Here is a 25608-nt window from a genome sequence, read left to right as displayed (position 1 = left end):
AGGACAACGGCCCGAGTCGCCTACTGTTGAGATGTGAATTTCGACGTGCAGTCCCTCCGCTGGTACATCGCTGTCGCGGAAGAATTGCATTTCGCCCGCGCTGCCAAAACCTTGAACATCGCCCGGACACGGTTGAGTGCCGCGGTCATCGAACTCGAAACCGAACTCGGCTACTCGTTGTTCGTCCCCGGCGCGTCGCCGACCGAGCTCACCGATCGTGGCTCCGAATTCCTCCAGACCGCACGCGTGATGGTCGCCGAAGAAGACGAACTGCTGCGTGCCGACGCGTCGAACGAGCAGTCCGCCACGCTCACCGTCGGTTTCACCGAAGGCGTCACGCCGACCAAGTGGACCCGAATCTGGTCCGAGCGATTTCCCGACATCGCATTGGAACTGATCCCCACCACAGCCGACACGCAGGAGTCTTCGCTTCGATCGGGCGTCATCGATGTCGGTTTCGTACGACTCCCGGTCGACCGGAACGATCTCAGCGTCATCAGCCTCTACGAGGAAGTGGCGGTGGTGATCGTTCCCAAGGATCACCCAGTCGCCGCGTTCGATCGAATCGCCGTGACAGACCTCGCCGACGAGCACCTGCTGCAGAAACCGTCGGCGGTACCCGAGTGGGCGTCGATTGCCACCGAAATCGCGGACGGCACGAGACTGGCACCGCCGCAGGTGAATTCACATGCCGAACTGGTCGAGTACGTTGCCGCTGGGCTGGGCATCGCCGTTCTGCCACAGTCGATCGCTCGATTGCACAGCCGCAAGGACCTCGTGTATCGCCCGATCGACGGCGTAGCGGGCTCCCCCATCGCCATTGCATGGCTCGTAGACAAGACCACCGAAGAGGTCGAGGACTTCGTCGGCATCGTCCGCGGACGCTCGGTCCGAAGCTCGCGGGGAACTCCGACGCCACCAACCAGTGCAGCGAACCGCAACAACAGTGCGGCAAAGAAGAAACAGCAACTGGCCGCGAAGTCGAGCCAGCCGGCGAAGGGCGCGCGCGGAAGCAGGAAGAACCCTTCCGGCAAGCGCCCGAGGCGGCCCTAGTCATCGGGCTATTTGCATAGCCCGATGACCAGGGCCGACTACCTTCTTCGCGGGGCTACTACGACTTCCACGCCGTCCCGAAGAGCGCCATCGAATTGGAGGAGCCCACCACTCCATGCACGGTGGGGTTCCACACGACGAACTCAGCGAAGGAACTGTAGACCAAGAAGGGCACGTCCTTGTTGACCTGCTGCTGGATCTGGTCGACCAGATCGGCCTTCTCGTCCTTGTCGGAGGCCAACTGCAGATTGTCGATCAACGAGTCCATTTCTGGGCTGGTGTACATCCCATAGGTTTGCTTGCCTTCGCTGTGCATCGTTGCCTGCATCTTTGGAAATGGGTCGGCTTCGCGATAGGACAGACCCCACGCCGCAAGATCGTAGTCACGTTCCTTGGCGATAGTGCGGACTTGGTCACCGATTGTCGGCATCAAGTTGACCTGGACATCGAAGCCAACTGCTTCCAGTTGCGCTTCGACGGCGAGCGCAGTCTGCTGCGAGGCCGGGTCTGATGCGTCGATCACTTCGAGTTTGCCGTTGTAGCCGTCTGCCATCGCCTCGGCAAGCAATTGCTTGGCTTCATCAGGGGCAACGGGCGTGGACTGGGTCTGCGTGTGCCAGCGCGAGTACTCCGGGAAAATCGTGCCGTTTCCCAGGTCGGGATCGTCGAATGCGCGCTGGGTGATGATCTGCGGATCAACGGCAAGTTGCATCGCCTGACGCACGCGTGGGTCAGCTCCGGGACGGCCCTCCGAGGCATTGATGAGCGCGGCGTTTCCGGCGGCGGTCATGTTCACATAGCCGCTCATCCCGCGCTCCACGACCTCGTTGACCTCGTCGGGTTCGCGGACGAACGTCGAGTCGATGCCACCGTTGTACATGGTTTCCAGTCCGACCTGCGTCCCAGGAAGGTACACGATGCGCAGCGCATCCAGATTCGGCTCCCCTGCCCAGTAGTCGTCTCGTGCCGACAACGTCATGCTGTCAGCCTGAGCCCAGGCAGCAAGGGTGAAGGGTCCTGCCCCGATCGGCGTGAACTTTCCGTCCGGACCGTCCGACTCGGTGGAGACGATCATGCCCGGACCGGTTGTGAGCAACCCGGGAAAGTCGGACCAGGACTTATTGAGTGTGTAGGTGACGGTCCGATCGCCCGATGTCTCGATGCTCTCCACGCTGTCGTTCCATAGCGCTGCCTCCGGAGCCGGCTTGGCCGCATAGCGTTCCTGGCTCGCTTTCACCGCCGCCGCATCTACTGGCATGTTGTTGGAGAAACTCACGCCTTCCCGCAACGTCAGGGTCCAGGTTCGAAAGTCGTCGTCGTGGTCGAGGCTCTGCGCCATCTGCGGAACGAATTCGTTGGACTCGGTGTCGAATCGCAGCAGTGAATCGTAGATGTTCAGCATCTCTACGCCACCGGTGGTGACCGCCGCGATCGCCACTGCTGGGTCCAGCGCCGCCGGTTCGGAATACGCCCCGAAGGAAAGAGTGCCGCCGGAGACGGGATCACCACTGTCGGTGGACCCCCTCATGCCCTCGCTCAACTCGTCGGTGGCGGCCCCGCTACCGTTGTCGGCCCCGCTGGCGCAGCCGACAAGCAGCAGCGTGGCCGCGACGGGCACCGCGATCGACTTCCACAGCAATTCCTTGTTGCGATACATAGAGGACTTCCTTACTTTCTCGATGGTGATTTCCTCTCTATGGGGTCGCTCTGCGGCGATGCGAAACCGCGAAACGCTCGACCGATAGCTCGGGAGACGCTGAGCGCGGCGGTGCGCACCGGCGGCGCGGTCCGAGTGATGGCCATTGCATCGGGCACTGAGAGCACAGTCGGATCAGCTTTCAGCGGCCCGAACCAGAGCGCTTCTTGAGCAAGCGCTTGATTCGACCGTAACAGCAGTCGGTCGAAAAGAAAGCGATAAAAGTGAAACCAGTCACAGATGCATGTTCGTGTACTTTTTCGACATCGAGAACGCGGAACGTAGATCCGCGGAGATGAGTGGAACCACACCCTGAAGACCAGGACCAGGCCTTTCAGGACATCAGCAAGGTCATGGGATCGACGAGGCCGCAGGCTCACTGGTGATCATCCGCTTCACGCGCAGCGCTGTCAGCTACGCAGCACGGTCAGCGAATCGTCATCTGGCCGCCGTCGATGTTCCACGACTGCCCAGTGATCCACCGTCCCTTGTCGCTGGCCAGGAATGCCACGGCAAACGCAATTTCTTGCGGGGTGCCGGCTCGGCCCAGCGGCACTCGCTCCGCGATCAGCACGTCCCACTGGTCGGCCGTCAGATCGTCCAGACGTGAAGTAGACACGATCCCCGGGCACAGCGCGTTGACCCGAATCTGGTCACTTCCCAATTCCTTGGCCATCGACGAGGTCAGTGACTGCACCGCAGCCTTCGAGGCCGAGTACGCCGCCGCGTTGGCACCGCTGATCTTCCCCGCAATGGAGGAGATGTTGACGATCGTGCCGCCACGCCCCTGCGCAACGAATTGGCGAGCGAATGCCCTGCTCATCAGGAAGGTCCCGCGCACGTTCACCCGCATCACGAAATCCCAGACGTCAGCCGCCAGGTCCGTGACAGGGACGCGGTCCCCAGCGCGAGCAGCCGCGGCGTTGTTCACGAGGACGTCGGCTCCGCCGAACTCCGCGACGACCTTGTTCACCAACCCGTCGACTGCGGCCTCGTCGGAGACGTCCAGTATCGCGGTGAGGGCGCGGACCCCGAGGCCCCGCGCCTCCTCCGCTACCGACTCGATGTCCCGCCATCCGCTGGCACGTTCCTCTTCCGTGTACCGGTCGGGAGTGCGCCCCGTGCCCGTGAGCACCAGATCGCAACCCTCGCGCGCGAGCTCCATCGCGATGGAGCGGCCGATGGATCTACTGCGGCCTGCACCCGAAATCACCGCCACCTTGCCCGCAAGCCCGCTCGCCTGCGCGCCGCCCGTCATAGCCGCTCGATAATCGCGGCGCTGGCCATGGCTCCACCCGCACAGACTGCGATCAACCCGAATTGCTGGTCGCGAAGCTCGAGTTCGTCGATGATCGCCGCGATCAACCTGATGCCGGTCGAGCCCACCGGATGGCCCAGAGCGATTGCGCCGCCGTTGACATTGAGCTTGTCCGGGTCCACCGCGTGCACCTGCGCCATCGACATGGGAACCGAGGCGAAGGCTTCGTTGACCTCGACCAGATCCATGTCGGACATGCTCATCCGGGCCCGATCGAGCACCCGCTGGGCAGCTTGCACAGGCCCGTCGAGTAGGAACTCGGGCTCGGCACCGATCAGGCATTGGCTCACCATGCGGGCGCGCGGACGCAGTCCGAGGTGCCGGGCGCGGGACTCGTCCATCAGGATCGCTGCGGTTGCACCATCCGAGATCTGCGAGGCGGTGCCTGCGGTGTGCAGCCCACCGTCGATCACTGGACGCAACGTGGACAGTGCGTCCACGGAGGTTTCTCGCAAGCCCTGGTCGCGATCGATGACAGCGGAGCCGTCGGGCCCGGGCACGGTAATCGGAATGATCTGACGATGAAAGCGGTCCTCGCTCCACGCCGCAGCCGCGCGCTGCTGCGAACGCAGCCCGAACAAGTCCAGATCCTCACGGGTGAAAGAGCGCCGGCGCGCGATCCTGTCGGCACCGACGAACTGATTCGGAAGGTCCAGCGTCCAGTCGGCTGGCTTCGGCCCACCGAGACCCTCGGGGATGTTCGACAGCAGCGGCACCCGCGACATCATCTCGACCCCGCACGCCATACCCACGTCTATCGCGCCCAGCGCGATTTGACCGGCGATCAGGTGCGCGGCCTGTTGGCCCGAGCCGCATTGGGAATCAATGGTGGTTGCGCCGGTCTGCTCGGAAAGCCCGGCATTGAGCCAGGCCGTGCGGGTCACATTGGAGGCCTGCTCACCAGCTTGGGTGACGCAGCCACCGATAGCCTGCTCCACCAGTTCGGATTCGACACCGACGCGTTCCAGCGCCGCACGTTGAACCTGACCGAGCAGTTGTGCCGCGTGCAAGCTGGACAGCCAACCGCCGCGTTTTCCACTGGGCGATCGGGCAGCATCGACAATTACGGGGGTGCCCATCAGGCCTCCTATCAATGATGAAAGCAGGGGCGCTTGCATCAACGGCGACTGTAACCACGGCGAAGCGCGCGCCATCGTGCCGATCTCGCTGGACGAGACACGGAGCCTCCCGCCGCGCTCGGCGTCTCGTCCGAGCTACTCGTCTAGTACGAGGCAGAATCCGCTGAAAAATAGCGTCGTCATCAGCTCGGAGAACTCTGCCAGCGTGTATTGCTTTCGGTCCGGCCAATGCGTGGTCGACCAGAGAGTGTCTCGCACGGTCCGGTAGAAGATTTCCGGCGCGATATCGACCCGGAACGCACCCTCTTCCGCGCCCCGCCTGATCGCCTCGAGCCAGTGCTCGCGGATCCCGCGTGACGCACGGTCGACCGGTTCCAGTAGTTCGTGTGCACGAAGGTAGTTGCGATCGTTCTGGTAAATCGCGGTCGCGTACGGATGCAGCTCGATCACCGTGAGCGTCTCACGGATCAGCCCGCGAATGATCTCGACGGGACTCGATGCCGTCGCCTCGATCAGCTCGAACCTTGCCGCAATATCGCCCATCAAATCAGCGAGTAATTCGGCCACGATCGCGTTCTTCGACTTGAAGTAGTGGTACAGGCTTCCGGAGAAGACTCCAGCCGCCTCACCGATGTCGCGCACGGTGGTCCCCGCGACGCCCTTCCTGGCAAACAACTCCGCCGAGCTATCAAGGATCTGCGCCCTGCGGTCCGGGGTCGTTGTTGTCAAGTCATCACTTCTTGTCTGTTGTCGGACACAATCACGCCGATACCCCGGCGTCATGAATTCTTGGTGGTTAGTGCCAGCGAGATGCGCCCTGGCACGAAGGGGTGCCGCAGCATCATCACGACGACGGCCGCAAGAACTCGATGGCTAGGTAATTCACCCCTCGCTAGCCTGCGACGTGGCCTCAGCGTAACCGACTGGACGGACTGATCTGCCCCGTGGGCCCCTCTCTCGGACCATGGTTTTCATTTCTGCGAGGCGCTGATACTCTACAAATCAAGCGCTTGCTCAAGTATGAAATTGCGGAGGGCATCAGTGGAACACTTGGAAAAACAATTCGCCGACTTCATCGGGGTGGAAGCCGAGCCGCCCCGCGTGGCTCGCTATGACGTCAATGCCGCCATGATCCGCAACTGGGCCGAGGCCCACGACGACTTCAACCCGATCTACGTCGACCCTGAGGCTGCGCGCGCAACCGGCCGTAGGGATGTCATCTGTCCACCCGCGATGATCTCTACCTGGGTTATGGCCGGATACCGCCGATACCGCGAGGTGCAGCGTCTCCGCACGGAAGGCGCGATCGAGGATTTCGCCTACTCGCGGCTGCTCGCGATGCTCGACGAGGCGGGCTTCACCTCGGTGGTGGCCACCGACGTCGAGCAGGAGTACCGCGCGGAGCTGCACCCCGGCGACCACGTCACGGCGCTCTTCACCATCGAGTCCATCTCGCCGTTCAAGCAGACCGGCCTCGGCCAAGGCTGCTTCATCACGCTGCACAAGAACTACGTCAACCAGTCGGGCGACACCCTGGTCGAGGAGCGCTTCCGCATCCTCCGGTTCAACCCCACCAGTCAGGAGACCAACGCATGAGCGAGACAACCGAACCGGTCCGGCACACCTCGGTCCCCCGCCTGACGGTGACCCAGGACAACGACTTCTTCTTCAACGCCGCGAAGGAGGGCCGGCTCGAGATCCAGCGCTGCGCCGCCTGCCAGACGCTGCGCCACCCGCCGACCCCGGCCTGCCCGTCCTGCCGCTCCTTCGAGTGGGACACCGTCGAGTCCACCCGCAAGTGCACGCTGCACAGCTTCACCGTGCTGCACCACCCGAAGGACCCGGCGTTCGAGTACCCACTGGCCGTCGGGTTGGTGGATCTCGAAGAGGGCACACGGCTGGTTGCCGATATCGCCGGCATCGACCACGACGAACTCGAGTTCGGCATGGAACTCGAGGTCGCATTCTCCGAGCACGCGCACGGAGAGATCCTGCCGCAGCTGCGCCGCCGCAGCACAACTGGTCTCGACGGGGAGGCCCAATCATGAGCATGCCAAAGTGCCAGATCGGCTACCAGCTGCCCAAGCTCGATCTTCCCCTGGACCGGACGCTGATCGTCGCGGCCGCGATGGCCTCGCAGGACTACGAGGATGTCCACCACGACCCGGGCGCGGCGCAGGGTCGCGGCACACCCGACATCTTCATGAGCATCAACTCCACGAACGGGTTCATCGACCGGTACATCACCGACTGGTCCGGGCCCGCCTCCCGCATCAAGAAGACTTCCCTGCGCCTCGGCGTGCCGAATTTCCCCGGCGACACCATGACGTTCACCGGCGAGGTCACCGCGGTCGACGGCGACGCAGTGACCGTCAAGGTGATCGGTAGCAACGCGCGGGGTCCCCATGTGACCGCCACGGTGACCGTGGAGCCGACCCCACAACAAGGAGAGAGCACATGACCCGCGGATTCTCAGGCGCCACCGCCATCGCCGGTATCGGCGCGACAGAGTTCTCCAAGAACTCCGGACGCAGTGAGTGGCAGCTGGCCTGCGAGTCGGTAGTCGCCGCACTCGCGGACGCACAGATCGGAATCGAGGAGGTCGACGGATTCTCCCTTTTCACCATGGAGAACAACCCCGAGATCGCCGTCGCCCGCGCGCTCGGCATTCCTCAACTCAAGTTCTTCAGCCGCATCCCGCACGGCGGCGGCGGCGCGTGTGCGCCCGTGCAGCAGGCCGCGCTCGCGGTAGCGACCGGGGTGGCCGACGTTGTCGTCGTTTACCGCGCGATGAACGAACGGTCGGGACACCGATTCGGCCAAGGCCCGCCCGCCTTCGCGTACAACCAGAACACGGACCAGGAGTACCGCAACTGGATCAACCCCTACGGATTGCTCACCCCCGCCCAGCAGGAGGCGTTCCTGGCCAAGCTGTACATGCACAAGTACGGTGCCACCAGCGCGGACTTCGGGGCGATCTCGGTGCTCTCGCGCAAGCACGCGGCCAACAATCCGAAGGCCTGGTTCCACGAGCGGCCCATCACCATCGAGGACCATCAGAACTCGCGCCTGATCGCTGATCCGATCCGGCTGCTCGACTGCTGCCAGGAGTCCGACGGTGGCGTCGCGCTGGTCATCGTCAGCGCAGAGCGTGCGCGCGACCTGCCGCACAAGCCTGCCATCATCACCGGCGCAGCGCAGGGCGTAGGCCCGCAGCAGATCTCGATGAGCAGCTACTACCGTGACGACATCGACTCCATGCCGGAAGTCGAACTCGTCGCCCAGCAGCTCTGGAGCCAGTCCGGCCTCAGCCCGGCCGAGATCGACGCCGCGATCCTCTACGACGCCTTCACTCCGATGGTGCTGCTCCAGCTCGAAGAGTATGGCTTCTGCGGCAAGGGCGAGGCGAAGGACTTCATTGCCGACGGCAACCTCGAACTTGGTGGCCGCCTGCCGATCAATACCAACGGCGGCCAGCTCGGCGAGGGTTATATCCACGGCGTCAACGGCATCGCGGAGGGCGTGCGCTTGATCCGCGGCACATCTGTGAACCAGCCCAACAAGACCTTGGACAACGTCCTGGTCACCGGCGGCTCCCCCGTGCCCCACAGCGCTCTCGTGCTCTCAGCCGACCGCTAGCACTCCCCACCTTCTTGTTTCACGATCAGCCATTTAGGAGTTTCCCATGACCGACCGCATCACCTACGCCCGCGCGACCCACGGCGAGGAAGAGATCCAGGCAGTCGTCGACGTGCTGCGCAGTGGCCACCAGGGCCTGCGTATAGGTAAGAATGTCGCCGAGATGGAGCGCCGCATCGCGGAACTCAGCGGCAAGAAGTTCGGCGTGATGGTGAACTCGGGCTCCTCGGGCCTGTATGTCGCCGTCGAACTGCTGGACCTGCCCAAGGGCAGCGAGATCATCACCTCGCCCCTGACATTCTCCACTGATATCGCGCCCATCGTTCGCGCCGGTATGGTCCCGGTCTTCGTGGACGTGGAGCCCAACACGGTCAACATCGACGTCAGCAAGATCGAGGCGATGATCACCGAGAAGACCGGTGCCATCCTGTTGCCGAACCTCGCCGGCAACTGCCCCGACTGGGACGCGATCCGCGAGATCGCCGATCGCCACGGCCTCAAGATCGTCGAGGATTGCTGCGACGCCATCGGCCCGACGCTCCGCGGCACCCCCACCGGCGCCCGCGCCGACATCAGTGTCACCAGCTTCTCGATGGCGCACATCATCACGTGCGCAGGCACCGGCGGCATGGTCTTGGTCGACGACGAGGCAAGTCGCGACAAGGCGCTGCTCCTGCGTCGTTGGGGCCGGCGCAGCGAACCGAACCTGTTCGGCAGCGGCAAGGATGTCGGCCGCGTCTTCCGTGAGCAGCTCGACGGTGTCGACTACGACAACGACTTCATTTTCGACGCCGTCATGCCTTGGAATTTCGAGCCCTCCGAGCTGGGTGCCGCGTACGGCGTCGTGCAGCTGGACAAGCTCGCCGACAACTACAAGACCCGTAAGGCAACCTGGGCCGCCTACACCGAGGCCTACAGCGCGTTCCCGAAGTTTTTCACCACGCCCGTCGAGCTCGAAGGCCTGGACACCGCGTGGCTCTGCTATCCGGTGATGATCAACGCCGACGCACCCTTCACCCGCAGCCAGATGCAGGAGGCTATCGAGGGCGACGGCATCGACACCCGCACCGTCTGGAGCGGCAACATCACTCGACACCCGATGATGAACAACGTCGAGTTCCGTCAGCCCCCCGAGGGGTTGCCGGTGGCCGACGAGGTGTTCGCCCGCGGCATGACCTTGGGCATGAGCCACGGTCTCACCGATGAAGAGGTAGTTCGCATCGGTCAGAGCATCCACCGTTTCGCCTCGAAGTTCGAGTAAATGGTGGGCATGCGATTCGAGGGACGACGCGCGGTGGTCACCGGTTCCAGCCGCGGGATCGGCGCGGGCGTTGCGGAGCGGCTTGCCGCCGAGGGTGCCGACGTGGTTCTCGTCGCGCGCACTCTCTCCCCCGGCGGGCAGCTACCCGGCAGCTTGGAGGAGACCACCGAACGGCTGCGCCGATACGGTCGCAGGGTCGAGATGGTCGTCGCCGACCTGACCGACCCCGAGGACCGCTCGCAGGTGATCGAGAAGGCAGCCGAGTTGCTCGGCGGCCCGATCGACATTCTGGTCAACAATGCGGCAGCTGCGATCTACCAGCCGCTCGTGGACTACCCGCTGCGGCGCCGCCAACTCACGTTCGAAGCGAACGTGCACGCTCCGCTCGACCTGATGCAGGCTGCGACCCCCTCGATGGTCGAGGCCGGCGCAGGCTGGATCGTCAACGTCTCTAGCGCAACGGCCCGCCACCACGAGGGTCCGCCATTCGACCTGGTGCCCCCTGGCACTTCGATGGCGGTCTACGGCGCATCCAAAGCCGCCCTGAACCGGATCACGCACGGCATGGGCGCGGAGCTCTACGGCACGGGGGTGCGGGTCAATACTGTCCAGCCGCGTGCCGCCGTCCTCAGCGAGGGCGCCACCGCATTGGTCGGTGCCACAGTCCGTCCGGACCAGATCGAGGCCATCGAGGAGATGGTCGAGGGCGTTCTCGCGCTCTGTGACTGCGCCGCCGACGTGACGGGGCAAGTGTGCGTGAGCCTGGACCTGATCGACCAGTGGAACCTGACCACCCGCGGGCTGGACGGTAAGTCCTGGGACAACCCCGGACGGAACGTCTCGGATGAGCATCGACGGAACGTCTTGAACAAAATTGAGGAGCTGTCATGACACCGGTAATCGTCGACCTTGCCAGGACCCCGTTCGGCAAGCGCAACGGTTGGATGTCCACGGTCCACTCTGCCGAACTACTCGGCTTGGCGCAGCTCGGAGTGCTCGAGCGCACCGGGATCGATCCGGAGATCGTCGAGGAGGTCATCGGCGGCTGCGTTACCCCCCTGGGTGAGCAGTACGGCAACATCGCCCGCACCTCATGGCTGCACGCCGGTCTACCCCCGCATACCGGCGCGACCACAATCGACGCCCAGTGCAGCACCGCGCAGCGCGCTGTGCAGCTACTGGCTGGTCAAATCGCTGCCGGCGCAACGGATGTCGGCGTCGCCTGCGGCGTAGAGCTGATGACCCGTGCACCGCTGACCGCAAAGGTCGGCACGGGCCTGGGCACGCCGCGGCCCGAATCCTGGTCGGTCGAGTATCCCGACCAGTACACGGGTGCGGACCGCATAGCCCGCAACCGCGGGTTCACACGAGAGGATCTCGACGCGTTCGGTCTGCGCTCGCAGCAGCTCGCGAAGGCGGCATGGGACGCGGGCCGGATCGATGCGCAGATCATCCCCGTCACAGTTCCGAGTCTCGAGCCGGGTCAGAAGCCGGTCCGCGTCACCCGCGACCAAGGTCTGCGCGATTCCACCCTGGAGGGGCTGGCACGCCTGCAACCCGTCCTCGATGGTGGCTTGCATACGGCGGGCAGTTCCTCGCAGATCTCCGACGGTGCCAGCGCTGCCCTGCTGATGTCCGCCGCGCGAGCTCGCGACCTCGGTGTGAAACCCAGGGCACGGATTGTTGCCCAGTGCATCATCGGAGGTGATCTGGAGTACTTACTCGACGGCCCGATCGACGCAGGCCGCAAAGTGCTCGAGCGCAGTGGCATGACCATCGCCGACATCGACCTGTTCGAAATCAACGAGGCCTTCGCGTCGGTCCCGATGTCCTTCGCCCAGGTGCACGGCGTGAGCGAGGACCGGCTGAACGTCAACGGGGGCGCGATCGCGGTCGGTCACCCCGCCGGTGCGACTGGCATCCGGTTGCTCGCGACGGCACTCGACGAACTCGAGCGCCGCGACGCATCCACGGCGATGGTGGCCATCTGCGCCTCCGCGTCGACAACCGCGCTCATTCTCGAGCGGATCTGAGGGGCACATCGTGGCATTAGCACTCGAAGAGGAACATCGGCACCTCGCCGACTCGGTGGCTGCGTTCTGCGTGCGCGCCGACGCCATCGCGCACGGCCGCGCGAACACCGCCGGGCTTGCGGCCGGCGAGCGACCGGACACCTGGGATCATTTGGTGCAGCAGCGCCTGCATGCCATCCACTTATCCGAACAGAACGGCGGGGATGGGGCCGGTATCACCGAGTTGGCCGTCGTTGTCGAGCAGCTGGGCAAAGCCCTGTATCCGGGGCCGTTCCTACCGACCGTCATCACGAGCGCGATTCTTGCGCGCGCCTTCGGCCCCGCGGGGAATTCGGGAATTTCGGTTGGGTTGCTCGAAGAGTTTGCGGACGGCGCGACGGGCGCGACCGCCTTCGGCTCTGGATTGACCGCTGAGCGCACCGATACCGGCTGGCTCGTGCACGGTGCGTCCGAGCCCACACTGGGCCTGCCCGGTGCGACAATCGTGCTGGTCCGCGCACTCGACTCCGACGGTTCGTCGGTATGGTTCCGGCTGGTGTCGGGCGAGACTGCTGCTGTCACCGCCGAGGACGGCGTCGACCTGACCCGTGCCATCGGGATACTCACGCTCGACGGGCACGAGGTTGCGCAGGCCGACGTGCTGGGTGACATCACTGATGCGGATGCAGAGTGGTTGCGTAACACCCTGTTCGCTGCCGAGGCGAGTGGTATCGCGTCGTGGACGCTATCGACAGCCGTCGACTACGTGAAAACCCGTGAGCAGTTCGGCCAGGCCATCGGCACCTTCCAGGCCGTCCAGCACAAGTCCGCGATGATGCTGGTGCGGGCGGAGGTGGCGTGTGCTGCGGCATGGGATGCCGCCCGCGCACAGGAGCATGATGCCGACCAGCGTGCGCTCGTATCCGCGCAGGCGGTGGTCGCCGCGCTGGCGGCAGGCATCGACAACTCCCTCGAATGTGTGACGCTCCTGGGTGGGGTCGGCTTCACCTGGGAGCACGATGTGCACCTGTATTGGCGTCGCGCGATCAGCCTGGCCACCCTCGCCGGTTCCGATCAGATGTGGGCCAAGCGACTCGGCGAACTCGCGATCACCACGACACGGGACTTCTCCTTCATCGGAGCGGACACCTTGCCCGCGCTCCGGGCAGAGGTAGCCGCCGTGCTCGACCAACTCGACGCACTGCCCGACGACGCTGTGCGCAGCGAGGGCTGGGCGCCGGAGCGTGGTGGCAGTCGGCGCGCTCTACTCGCCGACGCGGGCCTGGTGGCGCCTCACTACCCGAAGCCGTTCGGTCTCGGCGCAGGCCCGGAACAGCAGGCCGTCATCGCGCAGGAATTCGCGGTGCGCGGGCTGAAGCAACCGACAACCGTGATCGGTGAGTGGGTCTTGCCCACGATCCTCCAATACGGCAGCGCTGAGCAGCAGCAGAGGTTCGTTCATTCGACGCTGCGTGGCGAGATCGTCTGGTGTCAGTTGTTTTCCGAACCCGGCGCGGGTTCGGACCTTGCAGGGCTGTCCACCGCGGCCCGCAAAGTCGACGGTGGCTGGATTCTCTCGGGCCAGAAGGTATGGAATTCGATGGCTCACGAGGCCGACTGGGGCGTGTGCCTGGCGCGGACGGATCCGGATGCGCCCAAGCACAAGGGTATTTCGTACTTCCTGGTCGACATGCGCAGCACCGGTGTCGATGTGCGTCCGCTTCGGCAGGCCACCGGGTTCTCCGAGTTCAACGAGGTCTTCCTCGACGAAGTCTTCGTGCCCGACGAGTGCCTGGTCTCCGAACCGGGCAAAGGGTGGCGCCTCGCGGTGACAACACTCTCGAACGAGCGACTGAGCATGGGCGGAGCCCTGGACCACGGCTCGAGCAACCGCTTCCGCGATGTCTTGGCGAAGGGCGCGCACAGTTGCTCCCGTGAGGACGCCGTACGTGCCCTGGGTTACAGCACGAGCCGCGAGCTCGCGCTGTCTGCGCTCAATCTGCGCGGTGTGTTGGCTCGGCTTTCCGGTCAGAGTCCTGGGGCGGAGATCAGCGTCGCCAAGGTCTACAACGCACTCGCCCAGCGCGAGGGTTCGCGGGAACTGCTTCGGCTGCTGGGCCCACAGGCTGCGGTCTTGGATCCGGACGCCGACCACGTGATCGACCACATCGGTCTGCCCGCTGTCCTCTTCGGCGGTGGCACCGTGGAGATCCAGCTCAATGTGATCTCACAACGAGTACTGGGTTTGCCACGCTGACGACCCACCCTTCACAAACCCCATGAAAACTCCGTAGAAATTCCTGAACAGGAGACACCTACATGTACTTGGACTTGTCCGACAATTCGAAGGCCCTCCGCGCGGAGCTTCGCGCGTACTTCGCCGCAAACATCAACGAACAGGACCGCCGCGACTTGGTCACACAGACCGAGGGCGGACCCACCTTCGATCGCATTCTGCGCAAGATGGGTGCCGACGGCTGGCTCGGCCTCGGCTGGCCCGAGGAGTTCGGCGGCCGGGGCGAGGACCCCGAGGCGCTCTACGTCTTCTACGACGAGGTCGTGCGCGCGAACGCCCCTCTGTCGCTGGTCACGCTGAACACGGTCGGCCCCGCGCTGATCAAGAACGGCACCCAGCAGCAGAAGGACTTCTTCCTGCCGCCGATCCTGGCGGGCGAGCTCATTTTCGCGATCGGCTACACCGAGCCCAACGCGGGCACCGACCTCGCGGCTCTGGAGACCCGGGCGCGCGTCGAGGGCGACGAGCTGGTCATCAACGGCAACAAGATCTACACCAGTGCCGGAGTGTTCGCCGACTGGGTGTGGCTGGCCGTGCGAACCGACCCCGACGCGCCCCGACACAAGGGCATCTCCGTGGTGCTTGTCCCCACCAGCGCACCCGGGTTCTCGGTCACCGAGATCCACACCGTCGGTGGCATCAGCACCTCCGCCACTTACTACGAGGACGTGCGAGTGCCGCTGTCCAACGTGGTGGGCGAGCTGAACCAGGGTTGGGGCCTGATCACCAACCAGCTCAACCACGAGCGGGTGGCACTGGCCGCGCGCGGCGGCATCGCCAACGAGATGTTCGCCGAGGTCCTCGCGTGGGCTAAGGCCGAGCCCGCCGGCGAAGGCGTCGTCTTCGATATCTCCTGGGTGCGCGACAAGATGGCCGAGGTGTACGCGCTGCTCAGCGCCGCGGACCTGATGAACCTGCGCCTCGTCGCGGACGTCGCCTCGAACACCTTGGGCGGCGGCGACTCCGCAGCCGCCAAGGTCTTCGGCACCGAGGGCGTCGTCAGCGCCTACGGCATGCTGCAGGAGGTCCTTGGTGCCAAGGGTCTGCTGCGCCCCGGCACCCCGGGCGCGGCCCTCGAGGGCCGCGTCGAGCAGCTCGGTCGGCGTGCGCAGAACAACACCTTCGGCGGCGGCACCAACGAGGTCATGCGGGAGATCGTCGCGGGCAAGACCCTCGGCATGACGATGGGTGCGCGTCGCCGCCCCGACGCCGCCAAGACCGACGCCACCAAGACGACAACGGGAGCGAAGTAACATGGAATTCGAATTCAATGAGGAATTGTCCGACGTCCGCGGCCTGGCAGACCAGATCTTCTCCGCCCAGTCCGATGTGACGCACCTGCGGATGGTGGAGCAGAGCGGTGGCCACGACGCCAAGTTGTGGAAGAGCCTTGCGGACTCCGACCTACTGGGCATCGCGTTGCCCGAAGAAGCTGGCGGCGCCGGTATGGGCATGCTCGGGCTGATGGCCGTGCTGGAGCAGCAGGGTCGCCGCGTGGCGTCCGTGCCCCTCTGGTCTTCGATCGCCGGCGCGGCGCTGCCCATTGCCGAGTTCGGCAGCCCCGAGCAGATGTCGGCCTGGCTGCCGGGTCTGATCGACGGCTCCCACATCGTGACCGGCGCGCTCGAGACGGGTTTCGGATCCGACGTCCCCGTGCGCGCCGAGGCCGATGGTGACGGCTGGCGCCTGCACGGTGAGATCGCGTCAGTGCCTGCCGCCGACGTGGCCGCCGCGCTGCTGGTGCCGGTCCGACTACCCGACGGCGGCGTCGCCGTTGTGCTGGTGCGCACCGACGCCGACGGCCTGGCCCGCACCCCGCTCAGCGTCACCAGCTACGAGAGCAGCGCAGCGGTGAGCTTCGACGGCGTCTCCGTGGCCGCCGGCGACGTTCTTCCCGGCGACGGCGCGCAGATCCTGGCGTGGACGGTCCGCCGTGCACGGGTCGCACTCGCGTCGATCGCCATTGGTGTGTGTTCGGAGGCGCTCGCGCAGACCGCGGCCTACACCTCGCAGCGGGTCCAGTTCGGTCGTCCGCTTTCGACGAACCAGGCCGTCGCCGTGCGCGCCGCTGATGCTTATCTCGACACCGAGAGCATCCGACTCACGACCCAGCGCGCCGCCTGGCTGATGGACCTCGGCAAGGAGGACGAGGCGGAGGCCGCGGCCCTCGTCGCGAAGTACTGGGCCTCGAAGGGCGGCCTGCGTGCCGTCCACGCCACCCAACACCTGCATGGCGGCATGGGCGCGGACATCAGCTACCCGATCCACCGCTACTTCCTGTGGGGCCGGCAGATCGCGTTCAGCCTCGGCAGCGCGGGAGCCATCGGCACCGAGCTGGGCGACGCGTTGGAGAAGGGCGCGTCGATCGGCTCGCCTGAGTGACCAGGCCCGAGAACCTCGCGGTGCGCGTGCTGCGCGCACCGCGGGGCCTCCCCCAGCCGGGGGATTTTCTGGTCGAGCCAGTGGAGATAAGCACACCCCGGGACGGCGAAGTCGTCTTCCGGGCGTGCTATCTCTCTATCGACCCCAGCGCGCGCCGCCGGCTACCCGCCGCAGATTCCGGGCCTGGCCCCCTCGGCCAGGTCGCTCGGGTCGGCGATGTCGTGCTCGCCGGCGTAGTGCCGCCGCGCAATGGCCTCGACGGCGCCCTGGTCGGAGAGGTCGTAGAGTCGCGCGACCCGCGATTCCGGCCTGGCGACCTGGTGCGCGGCGGCAACTCTTGGCAGACCTACCACACCGTGGCCGGCGACCTGCTGGACAAGCTGACTCCCGTCCCCGGCTTCCGGATGGCTGCCGAGCTCGGCGTGTTGGGGCGACCGGGATTCGTGGCCTACTGCGGACTGAAGTTCGCCGCCACCGTCCGGCCCGGCTCCACGGTGCTCGTCTCCGCGGCCGGCGGCGCCGTCGGCATGGTGGCCGGCCAGCTGGCCGCGCTGGCTGGCGCCCGAGTCGTTGGCATCGCCAGCGCAGACAAGCCCGGCTATGTGGTGCGCGAGCTCGGCTACGCGGACTGCGTCGACCGGTCCGCCGAGACCATCCCGGAAGGCCTCGACCGAGCGTGCCCCGACGGCGTCGACCTGTACTTCGACAATGTCGGCGGCCCCGCCTTCGACCCCGTCTTCGAGCGCCTCAACGACTTCGGCCAGGTCGTGATCTGCGGCATGGCCAGCGAGTACAACGCCGCGGAGGCAGAGCACGGTCCCGCGCTGCGGCCCGTGCTGCGCAAGCGCCTGCGAATCCAGGGATTCGTGGTGCACGACCACTACGACGAATACCCGGTCTACCGCGAGCTGGCCCTCGGCCACATCGCAGCGGGCCGGCTGCGGTATCGCGAGGACGTGATCGCCGGCATCGAGAACGCCCCACGAGCCCTCGCGGACGTCCTGACGGGCCGCAACCAGGGCAAGCAGATGATCCAGGTCGGCGCCCTCCCCGACGCGCTGCGCAGTCGACACAGCTTCTAGAGATTCTGTTCACCAACCCCCAAGAGATAGGTGTGCACATCGTGACAACTCAGGATCACAAGCCGGGCCTCGCGCTGGTCAGCGGTGCCAGCCGCGGGATCGGCCGGGCCATCGCGCGACGCTTCGCGGCCGAGGGCATCGCCGTGGCCGCGGTGTCCCGCACCATGAGGGCGGGCGACGGCGCGCTGCAGGGCTCGCTCGAGGAAACCGTCGAGCTGATCTCCTCCGACGGCGGCAACGCCGCGGCCTTCGCCGTCGACCTCGGCAACCCCGAGCTGGACCGCGCCGCCCTGATCGCGGAGATCGAGGAGAGGTTCGGCCGTCGGGTGGACGCCCTGGTCAACAATGTCGCCGCGGCCCGCCGCTACGACACGCTGTTCGCCGATATGTCGCGCGAGTGGTTCCAGGACTCCGTCGAGACCAACCTGTGGAACACCTGGGACCTGATGAAGGCCGTGATCCCCGGCATGCGCGAGAGCGGAGCCGGCTGGATCGTCAACATCTCCTCGCGCCAGGCCGGCCCCCGCGTCGGGCCGCCGTTCGCCTTCCATCCGCTGGCCGGCTCCGTGCTCTACGGTGGCACCAAGGCCATGCTCGACCGCATCAGCACCGGCTCCGCGATGGAGCTCTACGAGGACAACATCGCGGTGAGCTCGCTCGCCCCCAACCGCGGCGTCGCCACCGAGCACGCCGCCGGCGCGGTGCCTGGCTGGCCGTCGGAGCCCGAGGACACGATGGCCGAGGCTGCACTGCTGCTCGCCAGCTCGAACCTGGAGCGGATCACCGGCCGCGTCGCCTACAGCCTCCCGCTGCTCAAGGAATTCGGCCGTCCGGTCCAGTCGCTCGACGGGACGGGCCTGCTCGAGGGATGGCAGCCGGCAGACTTCGATGAGGAGACCTTTCTGCTGCCGTACCTGAACTTCAATCCCCCGGGCGCGGTTCCTGAGGGCCTGCTCGAGAAGGATTAGCCGGGAGCAAACCATAGCCCCAGAAAATTTGTTCAATCCTGGTGCCGCCCCATCCCTGGCGGCGAGCGCCACAATCATTTTGGAGTGTGCACGTTGGAAACATTCACCGAGATCGTCCGGCTTCGCGCCGAGGACGACAAGGTCGGGCTCCGGTTCGACGACCAGTCCTGGACATGGCGCGAGGTCGTCCAGGAAGGCGCCGACCGCGCAGCAGCCCTCGTGGGTCTCGTCTCGCCCGCGCCGGCTGACCGCCAAATCCACATCGGCGTGCTCCTGGAGAACGTGCCGGACTTCGTCTTCTGGCTCACCGCGGGGCCGCTCGCCGGCGCGGCCGTCGTCGGCATCAACGCCAGCCGCAGCGGGCCCGAGTTGGCACACGACATCCAGCACGCCGACGTCGACATCATCATCACCGAGGACAAGCTCGCACACCTGGTGGAGGGCACCGGCCACGGCGTACCACCGGAGCTGGTCCTCAATGTCGACCAGCCGTCCTACCTGGAGACGCTCGCCCCGTACCGGGGCGCAGGCCTGCCCGAATCCATCACGACGCCAGATCAGCTGGCATTGCTCCTGTTCAGCTCGGGCTCGACCGGCGCACCCAAAGCTGTCATCGTCGGCCAGGGCAGACTGGGCCGTCTGGCTGAGGTACTCGTCGACCGGGTGTCGATGCGCAGGGATTCGGTCACCTACTTGTGCATGCCGCTTTTCCACGGCAACGCCGTGATGATGAACCTCGCCGTCGCCATGCGAGTCGGCGCGACGGTGGGCATGACCAGAAAGTTCTCCGCCAGCAGGTTCGCCGACGATATCCACCGCTTCGGGGCGACCTACGTCAACTACGTCGGTCGGGCACTGTCCTACGTCCTCAGCCAGCCGGAGAATCCCCGCGACCGGACGGGCACCCTCGAGCTTGCCTTCGGCACCGAGGCCTCGGAAGCTGATGTCGCACGCTTCACCGAACGGTTCGGTTGCGAGGTCATGGAGGGCTACGGGCTCAGCGAAGGAGTGTTCCGCCTTGGTCGCACCCCCCATTCCCCGGCCTATTCTTTGGGTAGGCCTCAAGGAGACCTCGACATCCGGGTGCTCGATGAGCAGACCGGGGAGGAGTGCCCGCGGGCGGAGTTCGACACGAGCGGCCGACTCACCAATCCCGCGGCGGTCGGCCAGATGGTCGCCGTCGGCCTTGCCCACACGTTCGAGGGCTACTACAAAAACCCCGAGGCGATGAGCGACCGCGTCCGAGGCGAGGATTTCTGGTCCGGCGACCTGGGCTACCGAGATGCGGCGGGGTACTTCTACTTCGCCGGACGGTCCTCGGATTGGCTACGGGTCGATAGCGAGAACTTCTCCGCAGCACCAGTGGAGCGAGTTCTCCAGCGCGTCCCCGGCGTTGCTTCGGCACCCGTATTCGCGGTGCCCGACCCCAGCACGGGTGATCAAGTGATGTGCGCAGTGGAGATGGCCGCGGGCGAGCAGTTCGATGCTGCGGACTTCGGAGCGTTTCTCGCGGAGCAGCCGGAGATGGGTGTCAAGTGGTGGCCCACCTATGTGCGGGTGATCGACCAGATCCCGTTGACCGGCAGCGGCAAGGTCAACAAGGCACCGCTTCGCAATGCCGCGTGGAACACCCACGACCCTGTCTACATCCGGGTCGGCAAGACCAGCTCCTACGGCAAACTCGATGACGTTCAGCGGGCAGCGATCGAGGCCGATTTTCTCAGCCACGGCCGCGCCGCACTCTTGCCTGCCCACCTACCCGAGGCCGCACCAGCAACGAATTGACATAGTCGCAGGTCGAGCGGGGCATCGTCGGACAGCTCCGCTCGACAGCCGAATCCGCCAAACAGCGTTGGGCACGTAGTGCCCTTGTCGAATCGTTGAAATCCGAAGGAAATTGATGAAGGTTTTGATTATCGGTGGTACCGGCATGATCGGTACCGCCACCGCCACATACCTGCGCGAGCAGGGCGACGACGTGACAGTGGCCGCCCGCACTGAGCCGGCGCCGGGCACGGTCGCCAACGAGTTCCCCGTCCTGCTCGGCGACTACAGCGAGGGAGGCTTCAACACCTCGGACCTGGCCCCGTTCGAGGGAATCGTCTTCGCCGCGGGCAACGACATCCGACACATCCCCGCCGACGCCGACCGGGCCGAGTTCTGGGAGAAGATGCAGATCGGTGGCGTGCCGCGGTTCGCCGCACTAGCCAAGGAGGCGGGCGTCCCGAACTTCGTCCAACTCGGAAGCTACTACCATCAGGTCCTGCCGGAGCTAGTCGAGACCGACGACTACGTCCGCGCCCGCGCGCTGGCCGACGAGCGCGCTCGAGCCCTCGGCGACGACCAGTTCACCGTCTCCACCCTCAACGCGCCCAACATCCTTGGCGTCACCCCCGGCCCCTCGATGGCCCGCATCGGCCGATTCCTCGATTGGGCCGACGGCAAAAAGCCCGAGATCCCGAACTTCACCCCCGCGGGCGGCACCAACTACATGTCGGTGCACTCGCTCGCCGAGGCGGTCGGGGGTGCGCTGCGCAACGCCGAGACCGGCACGGCGTACCTGCTGGGCGACGCGAACCTCGCCTTCCGCGAGTACTTCCAGATGATTTTCGACGCGGCGGGCAGCACCATCACGCTCGTCGCACGCGATGAAGAGCACCCGATGCTGCCCGACGCGTTCATCGTGCAGGGCCGCGGCAACACGATCTCCTACGAGACGGATCCGGCCCAGACCGCGGCGCTCGGCTACACCCAGGGCGACGCCCCCCGCGCGATCGCAGAGATGGTCGCCCAGACCCGCTCGGGCCTGGCATGACCGACACCGACGCGCTGCTCGGGCCGCTGCTCATCGGCAAGTCGGCAATTGTTACCGGTGGGGCACAAGGAATCGGGGCCGCAATCAGCCGGCTGTTCGCCGCGCACGGGGCGGCGGTGGTGGTGGTCGACAACGATGTGGCGGCCGCCGCATTGGCCCGCGAGGTGCCCGCCATCACGGCGGTCATCGCGGACGCCACCGATCCGGCCGTGGCGCTCGATCTCGCCGCGCATCAGCCGGACATCCTCGTCAACAACGTCGGCCACTTTCTGCGGCCCCCGATCACCTTCGTCGAGGCCGACCCCAGCGAGTGGGTCCAGCTCGGTGAGATCAATCTCGGCCACGCCATGCGCGCTACGCACGCGGTGCTGCCGGGCATGATCGAGCGTGAACGAGGCGGGTCCATCATCAACCTGACCACCGTCGAAGCACACCGCGGCATCCCTGGCCACACCGTGTACGCCACCTACAAGGCGGCGCTGCGGCACTTCACCCGCAGCCTCGCACTGGAGGTGGGCCCTCATGGCATCCGGGTCAACAACATTGCGCCCGACCTCATCGAAACCCCGCAGGTGCCGTACACGAAGTTGGTCGCCGAACAGGATCGGCACCGCTGGCCTCGGTGGGCCCCACTGGGCGGCCCGGGTACCCCGCACGACGTGGCGGGGCCGGCACTGTTTCTGGCCTCGGAAATGTCCCGGTACGTCACCGGCACCACCCTGCACGTCGATGGCGGTAGCGATGCTGCTGGTGGCTGGTTCGCGCGGCCGAACGGGACTTGGACCAATCGACCCCTGAACCCCTGAACCCCGGAGCTGGTTCCGTCGACGGCAGCGGCGGGAGTCGTTCGCTGTCCGCGTAGCAATTGCCAACGTGGGAGTCCACTCGATCGACCCATCACCACCAACCACGATGGTGATGGGTCGATCAACTCTTGCTGCAAGTCGCTTCGAGGTGGCGGATACTGCCTGTCGAAAGGCCGACTGCGCTGGTCGCCCGTGCTACTGGCCCCCTGCGATCGCTCCAGTGGTATCCAGCGCGTTGATGTTGGTCGCCGCGTAGCTCTGTCCCTCCGGAAGATCCTCTATGTACGGGACGACTTGCTCTGCCAATTCAGCCACCGAGAAACTCCCGTTCGCAGCCACGAACTTCTCCTGCACGACGGGTGGTGCCATGAGCGCGACCATGTCGCCGTAGACGATGAAGACCTGGCCGTTGACCTTCTCCGCGGCCGGGGCGGCGAGGAACGAGACGCACGTGGCGACCCGCTCGGGGGCCATGATGTCCAGACCGTCGCGTTCCGTGCCCTCGCCGAAGACTGCGGCCGTCATCTCGGTGCGAGCGCGCGGACAAATCGCGTTCGCCGTCACCCCGTAGCGCGATAGCCCACGGGCGGTCGACAGCGTCAACGCAACGATGCCGGCCTTGGCCGCAGCGTAGTTGGCTTGGCCGGCCCCACCCAAGAGGAACGCCTCCGACGCAGTGTTGATCACACGGCCGTACACCGGTCCGCCGATCGCCTTCGAGGCTGATCGCCAGTGCACAGCTGCGGCGCGGGAAACCGATGCATGTCCCTTCAAGTGGACGGCGATCACGTCGTCCCACTGCTTCTCGGTCATGTTGAACAGCATCGTGTCGCGCGTAATGCCAGCATTGTTGACCACGATGTCCAGGCTGCCGAAGTTCGTTACCGCGGCCTCGACGAGTCGCTCTCCGAGTGACCAATCACTGACGTCGCCGAGCACAGCGACGGCCCGACCGCCCGATGTCTCGATCTCGCGCGCTACAGCTTCGCCCGCTGGGCCGACGTCATTGACCACAACGCTTGCGCCCAGTGCTGCCAGGCCCAACGCTTCGGCCCGGCCTAGACCCGACCCTGCCCCGGTAACGATGGCAGAGCGGCCTGAAAGATCGATGTTCTGCATGCTTTGTCCTCTTGCTGGTAATAAACCATTGGTCTCGGAGCCACTTATGTCTTACGGCCAACCGCAACGTGGGGCCTAGCGTCTTCGCGACCCTGTCCGGGGCGAAGCCTCGGTAGGCGACGTCCTGAGATGCCCCAGCGCCATCCAGCGGCGCAGCAAGTTCAGTTGGCATTCATCTTGACGATAGTAGCCATCGGCGGTGACGAAGTTGAGAGCTGTTTGCTCGTAGCCACTCATGCCGAAGTTGGACGGTCATCAGTTCGTGCGCACGCCTCCGTCCGGATGCTATCCGTAGGATTTCGTTTATCCCTCGGCATCCCACTGTTTTTGGTAGCCTTCTGCTGCTACAAGACAATCAAGCGCTTGATCAAGTGGAAATCACGTGATGGACCGCCCCGAACGAGCTGGAGGAGCACGATGCTATTTCCTGGCAAACGACGATTTGGCACTATTGCCATCGCCACCATGGCCAGCGGCCTGTTACTCGTAGGCTGCACGAGTAATAGCGACAACGACGGCTCTGGTTCGACCGACGCCCAGTCCGCGCCCGGGTCTATCGGCATTGTTGGCGATCAAGGCAAGGGCGGCGATCCGGTTGAGGGCGGCACGCTGAGCTTCGCCGGCTACTCCCCAGTCTCCACGCTCGATCCCGCCAAGACCCAGCCCGCGGGTTCCACGGGCGGCACCGAGATGGCGGCGGTCTACGACCTACTTGTCCGCTACGACGCAACCACCGAAGCCTTCGAGCCGCAGTTGGCGAAATCACTCGACGCGAACGACGATGCGACGGTCTGGACCCTGAAGCTCCGTGACGGCGTCAAGTTCAGCGACGGCACCCCGCTCGACGCCGAAGCCGTCGTCGCCAGCACCAACCGCTTCAACACGAATCGCGGCGGTAACAGCCAGGCCTTCACCGCCGGCGTCAAGTCCGTCGAGGCCACCGACGCCTCCACCGTGACCTACACGATGAACCAGTCATGGACCGAGTTCCCCTCCATGCTCGCCTTCGGCCACGGCATGATCGTCGCCGCCGGCTCGGATCAGCCAGACGGCACGTTCAAGCCGATCGGTGCCGGCGCGTACACGATGGAGAGCCTCACCCCCGGTGCCGACCTGGTGCTTCAAGCCCGCGAGGACTACTGGAACGGCAAACCGAACTTGGACACCCTCAAGTTCGTAGCCATCAAGGATGACCAACCCAAGATCGACGCGCTCAACAGCGGGGGCATCCAGATGGCGTTCCTCATCAACGACGACGCCGTGGACACTGCCATGGCCACCCTGCCCGGATACCTCGAGACCGTCAGCCTCGGCAACTCCATTGTGCAGATCAACCAGCGCGAGGGCCGTCCCGGCGCCGACGTACGGGTGCGCAAAGCGATGCAAATGACCATCGACCCCACCGTCGTCGACACGCGCGCCAAGAACGGTGAGGGCATGCCCGGCACCGAGATGTTCCAGTCCTGGTCCAAGTGGCACAACGACATCGCCCCTGTGCCGCTGGATACCGATAAGGCGAAGGCACTCGTCGACGAGGCAAAAGCAGACGGCTTCGACGGGAAGATCACGTACTTCACAACTCAGACGCAGTCCGGACAGGCCACGGCTCTTTCCATTCAGGCGATGTTGCAGCCGGTCGGTATCGACGTGACCATCGAATACGGAGCATCGGTCACCGATGTCGTCAAGCGCCTTTACGTCGACAAAGACTTCGATATTTCCACCGGCTCGTACAGCATCGCGGATCCAGCCCCATTCACGCGCCTGTACAGCGCTTTGAACAGCACCTCGAGTAACAACATCATCGGAGTCAACGACCCGAAGATGGACAAAATCCTGAGTGATGTCCAGACAGCGAAGGATGACGATGCGAAGCGCGCGGCACTAGCCGACCTGCAGACCGAGGTCAATTCGACGGCTCCGTTCCTGCCGCTCGCGGCTGGTCACAGTTTCGTGCCATGGACCGACAACGTCTACGGCGTAGTCCCGTCGCTCGATGCCATCATGTTGCTCGACCAGGCATGGATCGAATAGGGACCCCGAGGCGAACGCCTCGAATTCCTGCGCCTTCGTAGAGAGGGT

The 25608-nt window shown here is 65.4% G+C and carries 22 protein-coding genes; 17 read left to right on the top strand and 5 right to left on the bottom strand.

What is annotated here, in order from left to right; genetic code table 11:
- Positions 1-33 precede the first annotated feature (33 nt).
- A complete protein-coding gene (locus QMK32_RS12555; RefSeq protein WP_283475260.1) occupies positions 34-1053 on the top strand; it encodes a LysR family transcriptional regulator in 1020 nt (339 codons plus the stop codon).
- Positions 1054-1111: 58 nt separating this feature from the next.
- Here QMK32_RS12555 and QMK32_RS12550 read toward each other — a convergent pair whose 3' ends face one another.
- The 4 genes from QMK32_RS12550 to QMK32_RS12535 all read right to left on the bottom strand — a co-directional run bounded on the left by QMK32_RS12550 (position 1112) and on the right by QMK32_RS12535 (position 5875).
- Entirely contained in the window at positions 1112-2710 is a 1599-nt protein-coding gene (locus tag QMK32_RS12550) for an ABC transporter substrate-binding protein (protein WP_283475259.1), read from the bottom strand.
- 466 nt (positions 2711-3176) lie between these two features.
- Positions 3177-4007, bottom strand: a complete 831-nt coding sequence (locus tag QMK32_RS12545) for an SDR family NAD(P)-dependent oxidoreductase (protein WP_283475258.1) — start codon at positions 4005-4007, stop codon at positions 3177-3179.
- Entirely contained in the window at positions 4004-5146 is a 1143-nt protein-coding gene (locus QMK32_RS12540; protein ID WP_283475257.1) for a steroid 3-ketoacyl-CoA thiolase, read from the bottom strand. The genes QMK32_RS12545 and QMK32_RS12540 overlap by 4 nt, the downstream gene beginning before the upstream one ends.
- Before the next feature lie 135 nt (positions 5147-5281).
- A complete protein-coding gene (locus QMK32_RS12535; RefSeq protein WP_247596067.1) occupies positions 5282-5875 on the bottom strand; it encodes a TetR/AcrR family transcriptional regulator in 594 nt (197 codons plus the stop codon).
- 312 nt (positions 5876-6187) lie between these two features.
- On the opposite strand from QMK32_RS12535, the gene QMK32_RS12530 reads away from it, so the two are divergent.
- The 15 genes from QMK32_RS12530 (at position 6188) to QMK32_RS12460 (ending at position 22407) form a co-directional block, all read left to right on the top strand.
- Complete coding sequence (locus QMK32_RS12530; protein WP_283475256.1) at positions 6188-6742, top strand: FAS1-like dehydratase domain-containing protein; 555 nt, start codon at positions 6188-6190, stop codon at positions 6740-6742.
- Positions 6739-7194, top strand: coding sequence for a Zn-ribbon domain-containing OB-fold protein (locus QMK32_RS12525; RefSeq protein ID WP_136172078.1), 456 nt, complete (start codon positions 6739-6741; stop codon positions 7192-7194). The genes QMK32_RS12530 and QMK32_RS12525 overlap by 4 nt, the downstream gene beginning before the upstream one ends.
- Entirely contained in the window at positions 7191-7607 is a 417-nt protein-coding gene (locus QMK32_RS12520) for a hotdog family protein (protein WP_283475255.1), read from the top strand. Before QMK32_RS12525 ends, QMK32_RS12520 begins: the two co-directional genes overlap by 4 nt.
- Entirely contained in the window at positions 7604-8785 is a 1182-nt protein-coding gene (locus QMK32_RS12515; protein WP_283475254.1) for a lipid-transfer protein, read from the top strand. The genes QMK32_RS12520 and QMK32_RS12515 overlap by 4 nt, the downstream gene beginning before the upstream one ends.
- 46 nt (positions 8786-8831) lie before the next feature.
- A complete protein-coding gene (locus tag QMK32_RS12510; protein ID WP_283475253.1) occupies positions 8832-10046 on the top strand; it encodes a DegT/DnrJ/EryC1/StrS family aminotransferase in 1215 nt (404 codons plus the stop codon).
- A 9-nt stretch (positions 10047-10055) separates the two neighbouring features.
- Positions 10056-10937 (top strand): SDR family NAD(P)-dependent oxidoreductase, encoded by an 882-nt coding sequence (locus tag QMK32_RS12505; protein WP_502943577.1) that lies wholly within the window; start codon positions 10056-10058, stop codon positions 10935-10937.
- The gene (locus QMK32_RS12500; protein WP_283475252.1) at positions 10934-12079 is read left to right on the top strand and encodes a steroid 3-ketoacyl-CoA thiolase; all 1146 of its coding nucleotides are present in this window, start codon (positions 10934-10936) and stop codon (positions 12077-12079) included. The genes QMK32_RS12505 and QMK32_RS12500 overlap by 4 nt, the downstream gene beginning before the upstream one ends.
- A 10-nt stretch (positions 12080-12089) precedes the next feature.
- Positions 12090-14315 carry an acyl-CoA dehydrogenase family protein gene (locus QMK32_RS12495; RefSeq protein WP_283475251.1) on the top strand — a complete coding sequence of 742 codons (2226 nt, stop codon included), beginning with the start codon at positions 12090-12092 and terminating at the stop codon, positions 14313-14315.
- 62 nt (positions 14316-14377) lie between these two features.
- Positions 14378-15607 carry an acyl-CoA dehydrogenase family protein gene (locus tag QMK32_RS12490; protein ID WP_283475250.1) on the top strand — a complete coding sequence of 410 codons (1230 nt, stop codon included), beginning with the start codon at positions 14378-14380 and terminating at the stop codon, positions 15605-15607.
- Position 15608: 1 nt separating this feature from the next.
- Complete coding sequence (locus QMK32_RS12485; RefSeq protein ID WP_283475249.1) at positions 15609-16736, top strand: acyl-CoA dehydrogenase family protein; 1128 nt, start codon at positions 15609-15611, stop codon at positions 16734-16736.
- Positions 16733-17818 carry an MDR family NADP-dependent oxidoreductase gene (locus tag QMK32_RS12480; protein WP_283475248.1) on the top strand — a complete coding sequence of 362 codons (1086 nt, stop codon included), beginning with the start codon at positions 16733-16735 and terminating at the stop codon, positions 17816-17818. Before QMK32_RS12485 ends, QMK32_RS12480 begins: the two co-directional genes overlap by 4 nt.
- A 41-nt stretch (positions 17819-17859) precedes the next feature.
- Positions 17860-18786 (top strand): SDR family NAD(P)-dependent oxidoreductase, encoded by a 927-nt coding sequence (locus QMK32_RS12475; RefSeq protein ID WP_283475247.1) that lies wholly within the window; start codon positions 17860-17862, stop codon positions 18784-18786.
- Between the two features lie 84 nt (positions 18787-18870).
- The gene (locus QMK32_RS12470; RefSeq protein WP_283475246.1) at positions 18871-20571 is read left to right on the top strand and encodes an AMP-binding protein; all 1701 of its coding nucleotides are present in this window, start codon (positions 18871-18873) and stop codon (positions 20569-20571) included.
- Positions 20572-20686: 115 nt separating this feature from the next.
- Entirely contained in the window at positions 20687-21601 is a 915-nt protein-coding gene (locus QMK32_RS12465) for an NAD-dependent epimerase/dehydratase family protein (protein WP_283475245.1), read from the top strand.
- On the top strand, positions 21598-22407 hold the full coding sequence (locus QMK32_RS12460; protein WP_283475244.1) for an SDR family NAD(P)-dependent oxidoreductase: 810 nt from the start codon (positions 21598-21600) through the stop codon (positions 22405-22407). The genes QMK32_RS12465 and QMK32_RS12460 overlap by 4 nt, the downstream gene beginning before the upstream one ends.
- A 195-nt stretch (positions 22408-22602) precedes the next feature.
- Here QMK32_RS12460 and QMK32_RS12455 read toward each other — a convergent pair whose 3' ends face one another.
- Positions 22603-23526 (bottom strand): 3-oxoacyl-ACP reductase, encoded by a 924-nt coding sequence (locus tag QMK32_RS12455; RefSeq protein WP_283475243.1) that lies wholly within the window; start codon positions 23524-23526, stop codon positions 22603-22605.
- Positions 23527-23991: 465 nt separating this feature from the next.
- On the opposite strand from QMK32_RS12455, the gene QMK32_RS12450 reads away from it, so the two are divergent.
- Positions 23992-25560: an ABC transporter substrate-binding protein gene (locus QMK32_RS12450; RefSeq protein WP_283475242.1), complete on the top strand. Its 1569-nt coding sequence runs from the start codon at positions 23992-23994 to the stop codon at positions 25558-25560.
- Positions 25561-25608 lie beyond the last annotated feature (48 nt).

It is taken from the genome of Rhodococcus sp. H29-C3, assembly GCF_030063405.1.
In the GTDB taxonomy this organism is placed as follows: Bacteria; Actinomycetota; Actinomycetes; order Mycobacteriales; family Mycobacteriaceae; genus Rhodococcoides.
This window is presented reverse-complemented; position numbering and strand designations above follow the sequence as displayed.

What these genes read in the sequence shown, in the direction of transcription:
- QMK32_RS12550 (WP_283475259.1), bottom strand. Translation starts at nt 2,710, where the DNA reads ATGTATCGCAACAAGGAATTGCTGTGGAAGTCGATCGCGGTGCCCGTC.
- QMK32_RS12545 (WP_283475258.1), bottom strand. Translation starts at nt 4,007, where the DNA reads ATGACGGGCGGCGCGCAGGCGAGCGGGCTTGCGGGCAAGGTGGCGGTG.
- QMK32_RS12540 (WP_283475257.1), bottom strand. Translation starts at nt 5,146, where the DNA reads ATGGGCACCCCCGTAATTGTCGATGCTGCCCGATCGCCCAGTGGAAAA.
- QMK32_RS12525 (WP_136172078.1), top strand. Translation starts at nt 6,739, where the DNA reads ATGAGCGAGACAACCGAACCGGTCCGGCACACCTCGGTCCCCCGCCTG.
- QMK32_RS12520 (WP_283475255.1), top strand. Translation starts at nt 7,191, where the DNA reads ATGAGCATGCCAAAGTGCCAGATCGGCTACCAGCTGCCCAAGCTCGAT.
- QMK32_RS12515 (WP_283475254.1), top strand. Translation starts at nt 7,604, where the DNA reads ATGACCCGCGGATTCTCAGGCGCCACCGCCATCGCCGGTATCGGCGCG.
- QMK32_RS12510 (WP_283475253.1), top strand. Translation starts at nt 8,832, where the DNA reads ATGACCGACCGCATCACCTACGCCCGCGCGACCCACGGCGAGGAAGAG.
- QMK32_RS12505 (WP_502943577.1), top strand. Translation starts at nt 10,056, where the DNA reads ATGCGATTCGAGGGACGACGCGCGGTGGTCACCGGTTCCAGCCGCGGG.
- QMK32_RS12500 (WP_283475252.1), top strand. Translation starts at nt 10,934, where the DNA reads ATGACACCGGTAATCGTCGACCTTGCCAGGACCCCGTTCGGCAAGCGC.
- QMK32_RS12490 (WP_283475250.1), top strand. Translation starts at nt 14,378, where the DNA reads ATGTACTTGGACTTGTCCGACAATTCGAAGGCCCTCCGCGCGGAGCTT.
- QMK32_RS12485 (WP_283475249.1), top strand. Translation starts at nt 15,609, where the DNA reads ATGGAATTCGAATTCAATGAGGAATTGTCCGACGTCCGCGGCCTGGCA.
- QMK32_RS12465 (WP_283475245.1), top strand. Translation starts at nt 20,687, where the DNA reads ATGAAGGTTTTGATTATCGGTGGTACCGGCATGATCGGTACCGCCACC.
- QMK32_RS12460 (WP_283475244.1), top strand. Translation starts at nt 21,598, where the DNA reads ATGACCGACACCGACGCGCTGCTCGGGCCGCTGCTCATCGGCAAGTCG.
- QMK32_RS12455 (WP_283475243.1), bottom strand. Translation starts at nt 23,526, where the DNA reads ATGCAGAACATCGATCTTTCAGGCCGCTCTGCCATCGTTACCGGGGCA.
- QMK32_RS12450 (WP_283475242.1), top strand. Translation starts at nt 23,992, where the DNA reads ATGGCCAGCGGCCTGTTACTCGTAGGCTGCACGAGTAATAGCGACAAC.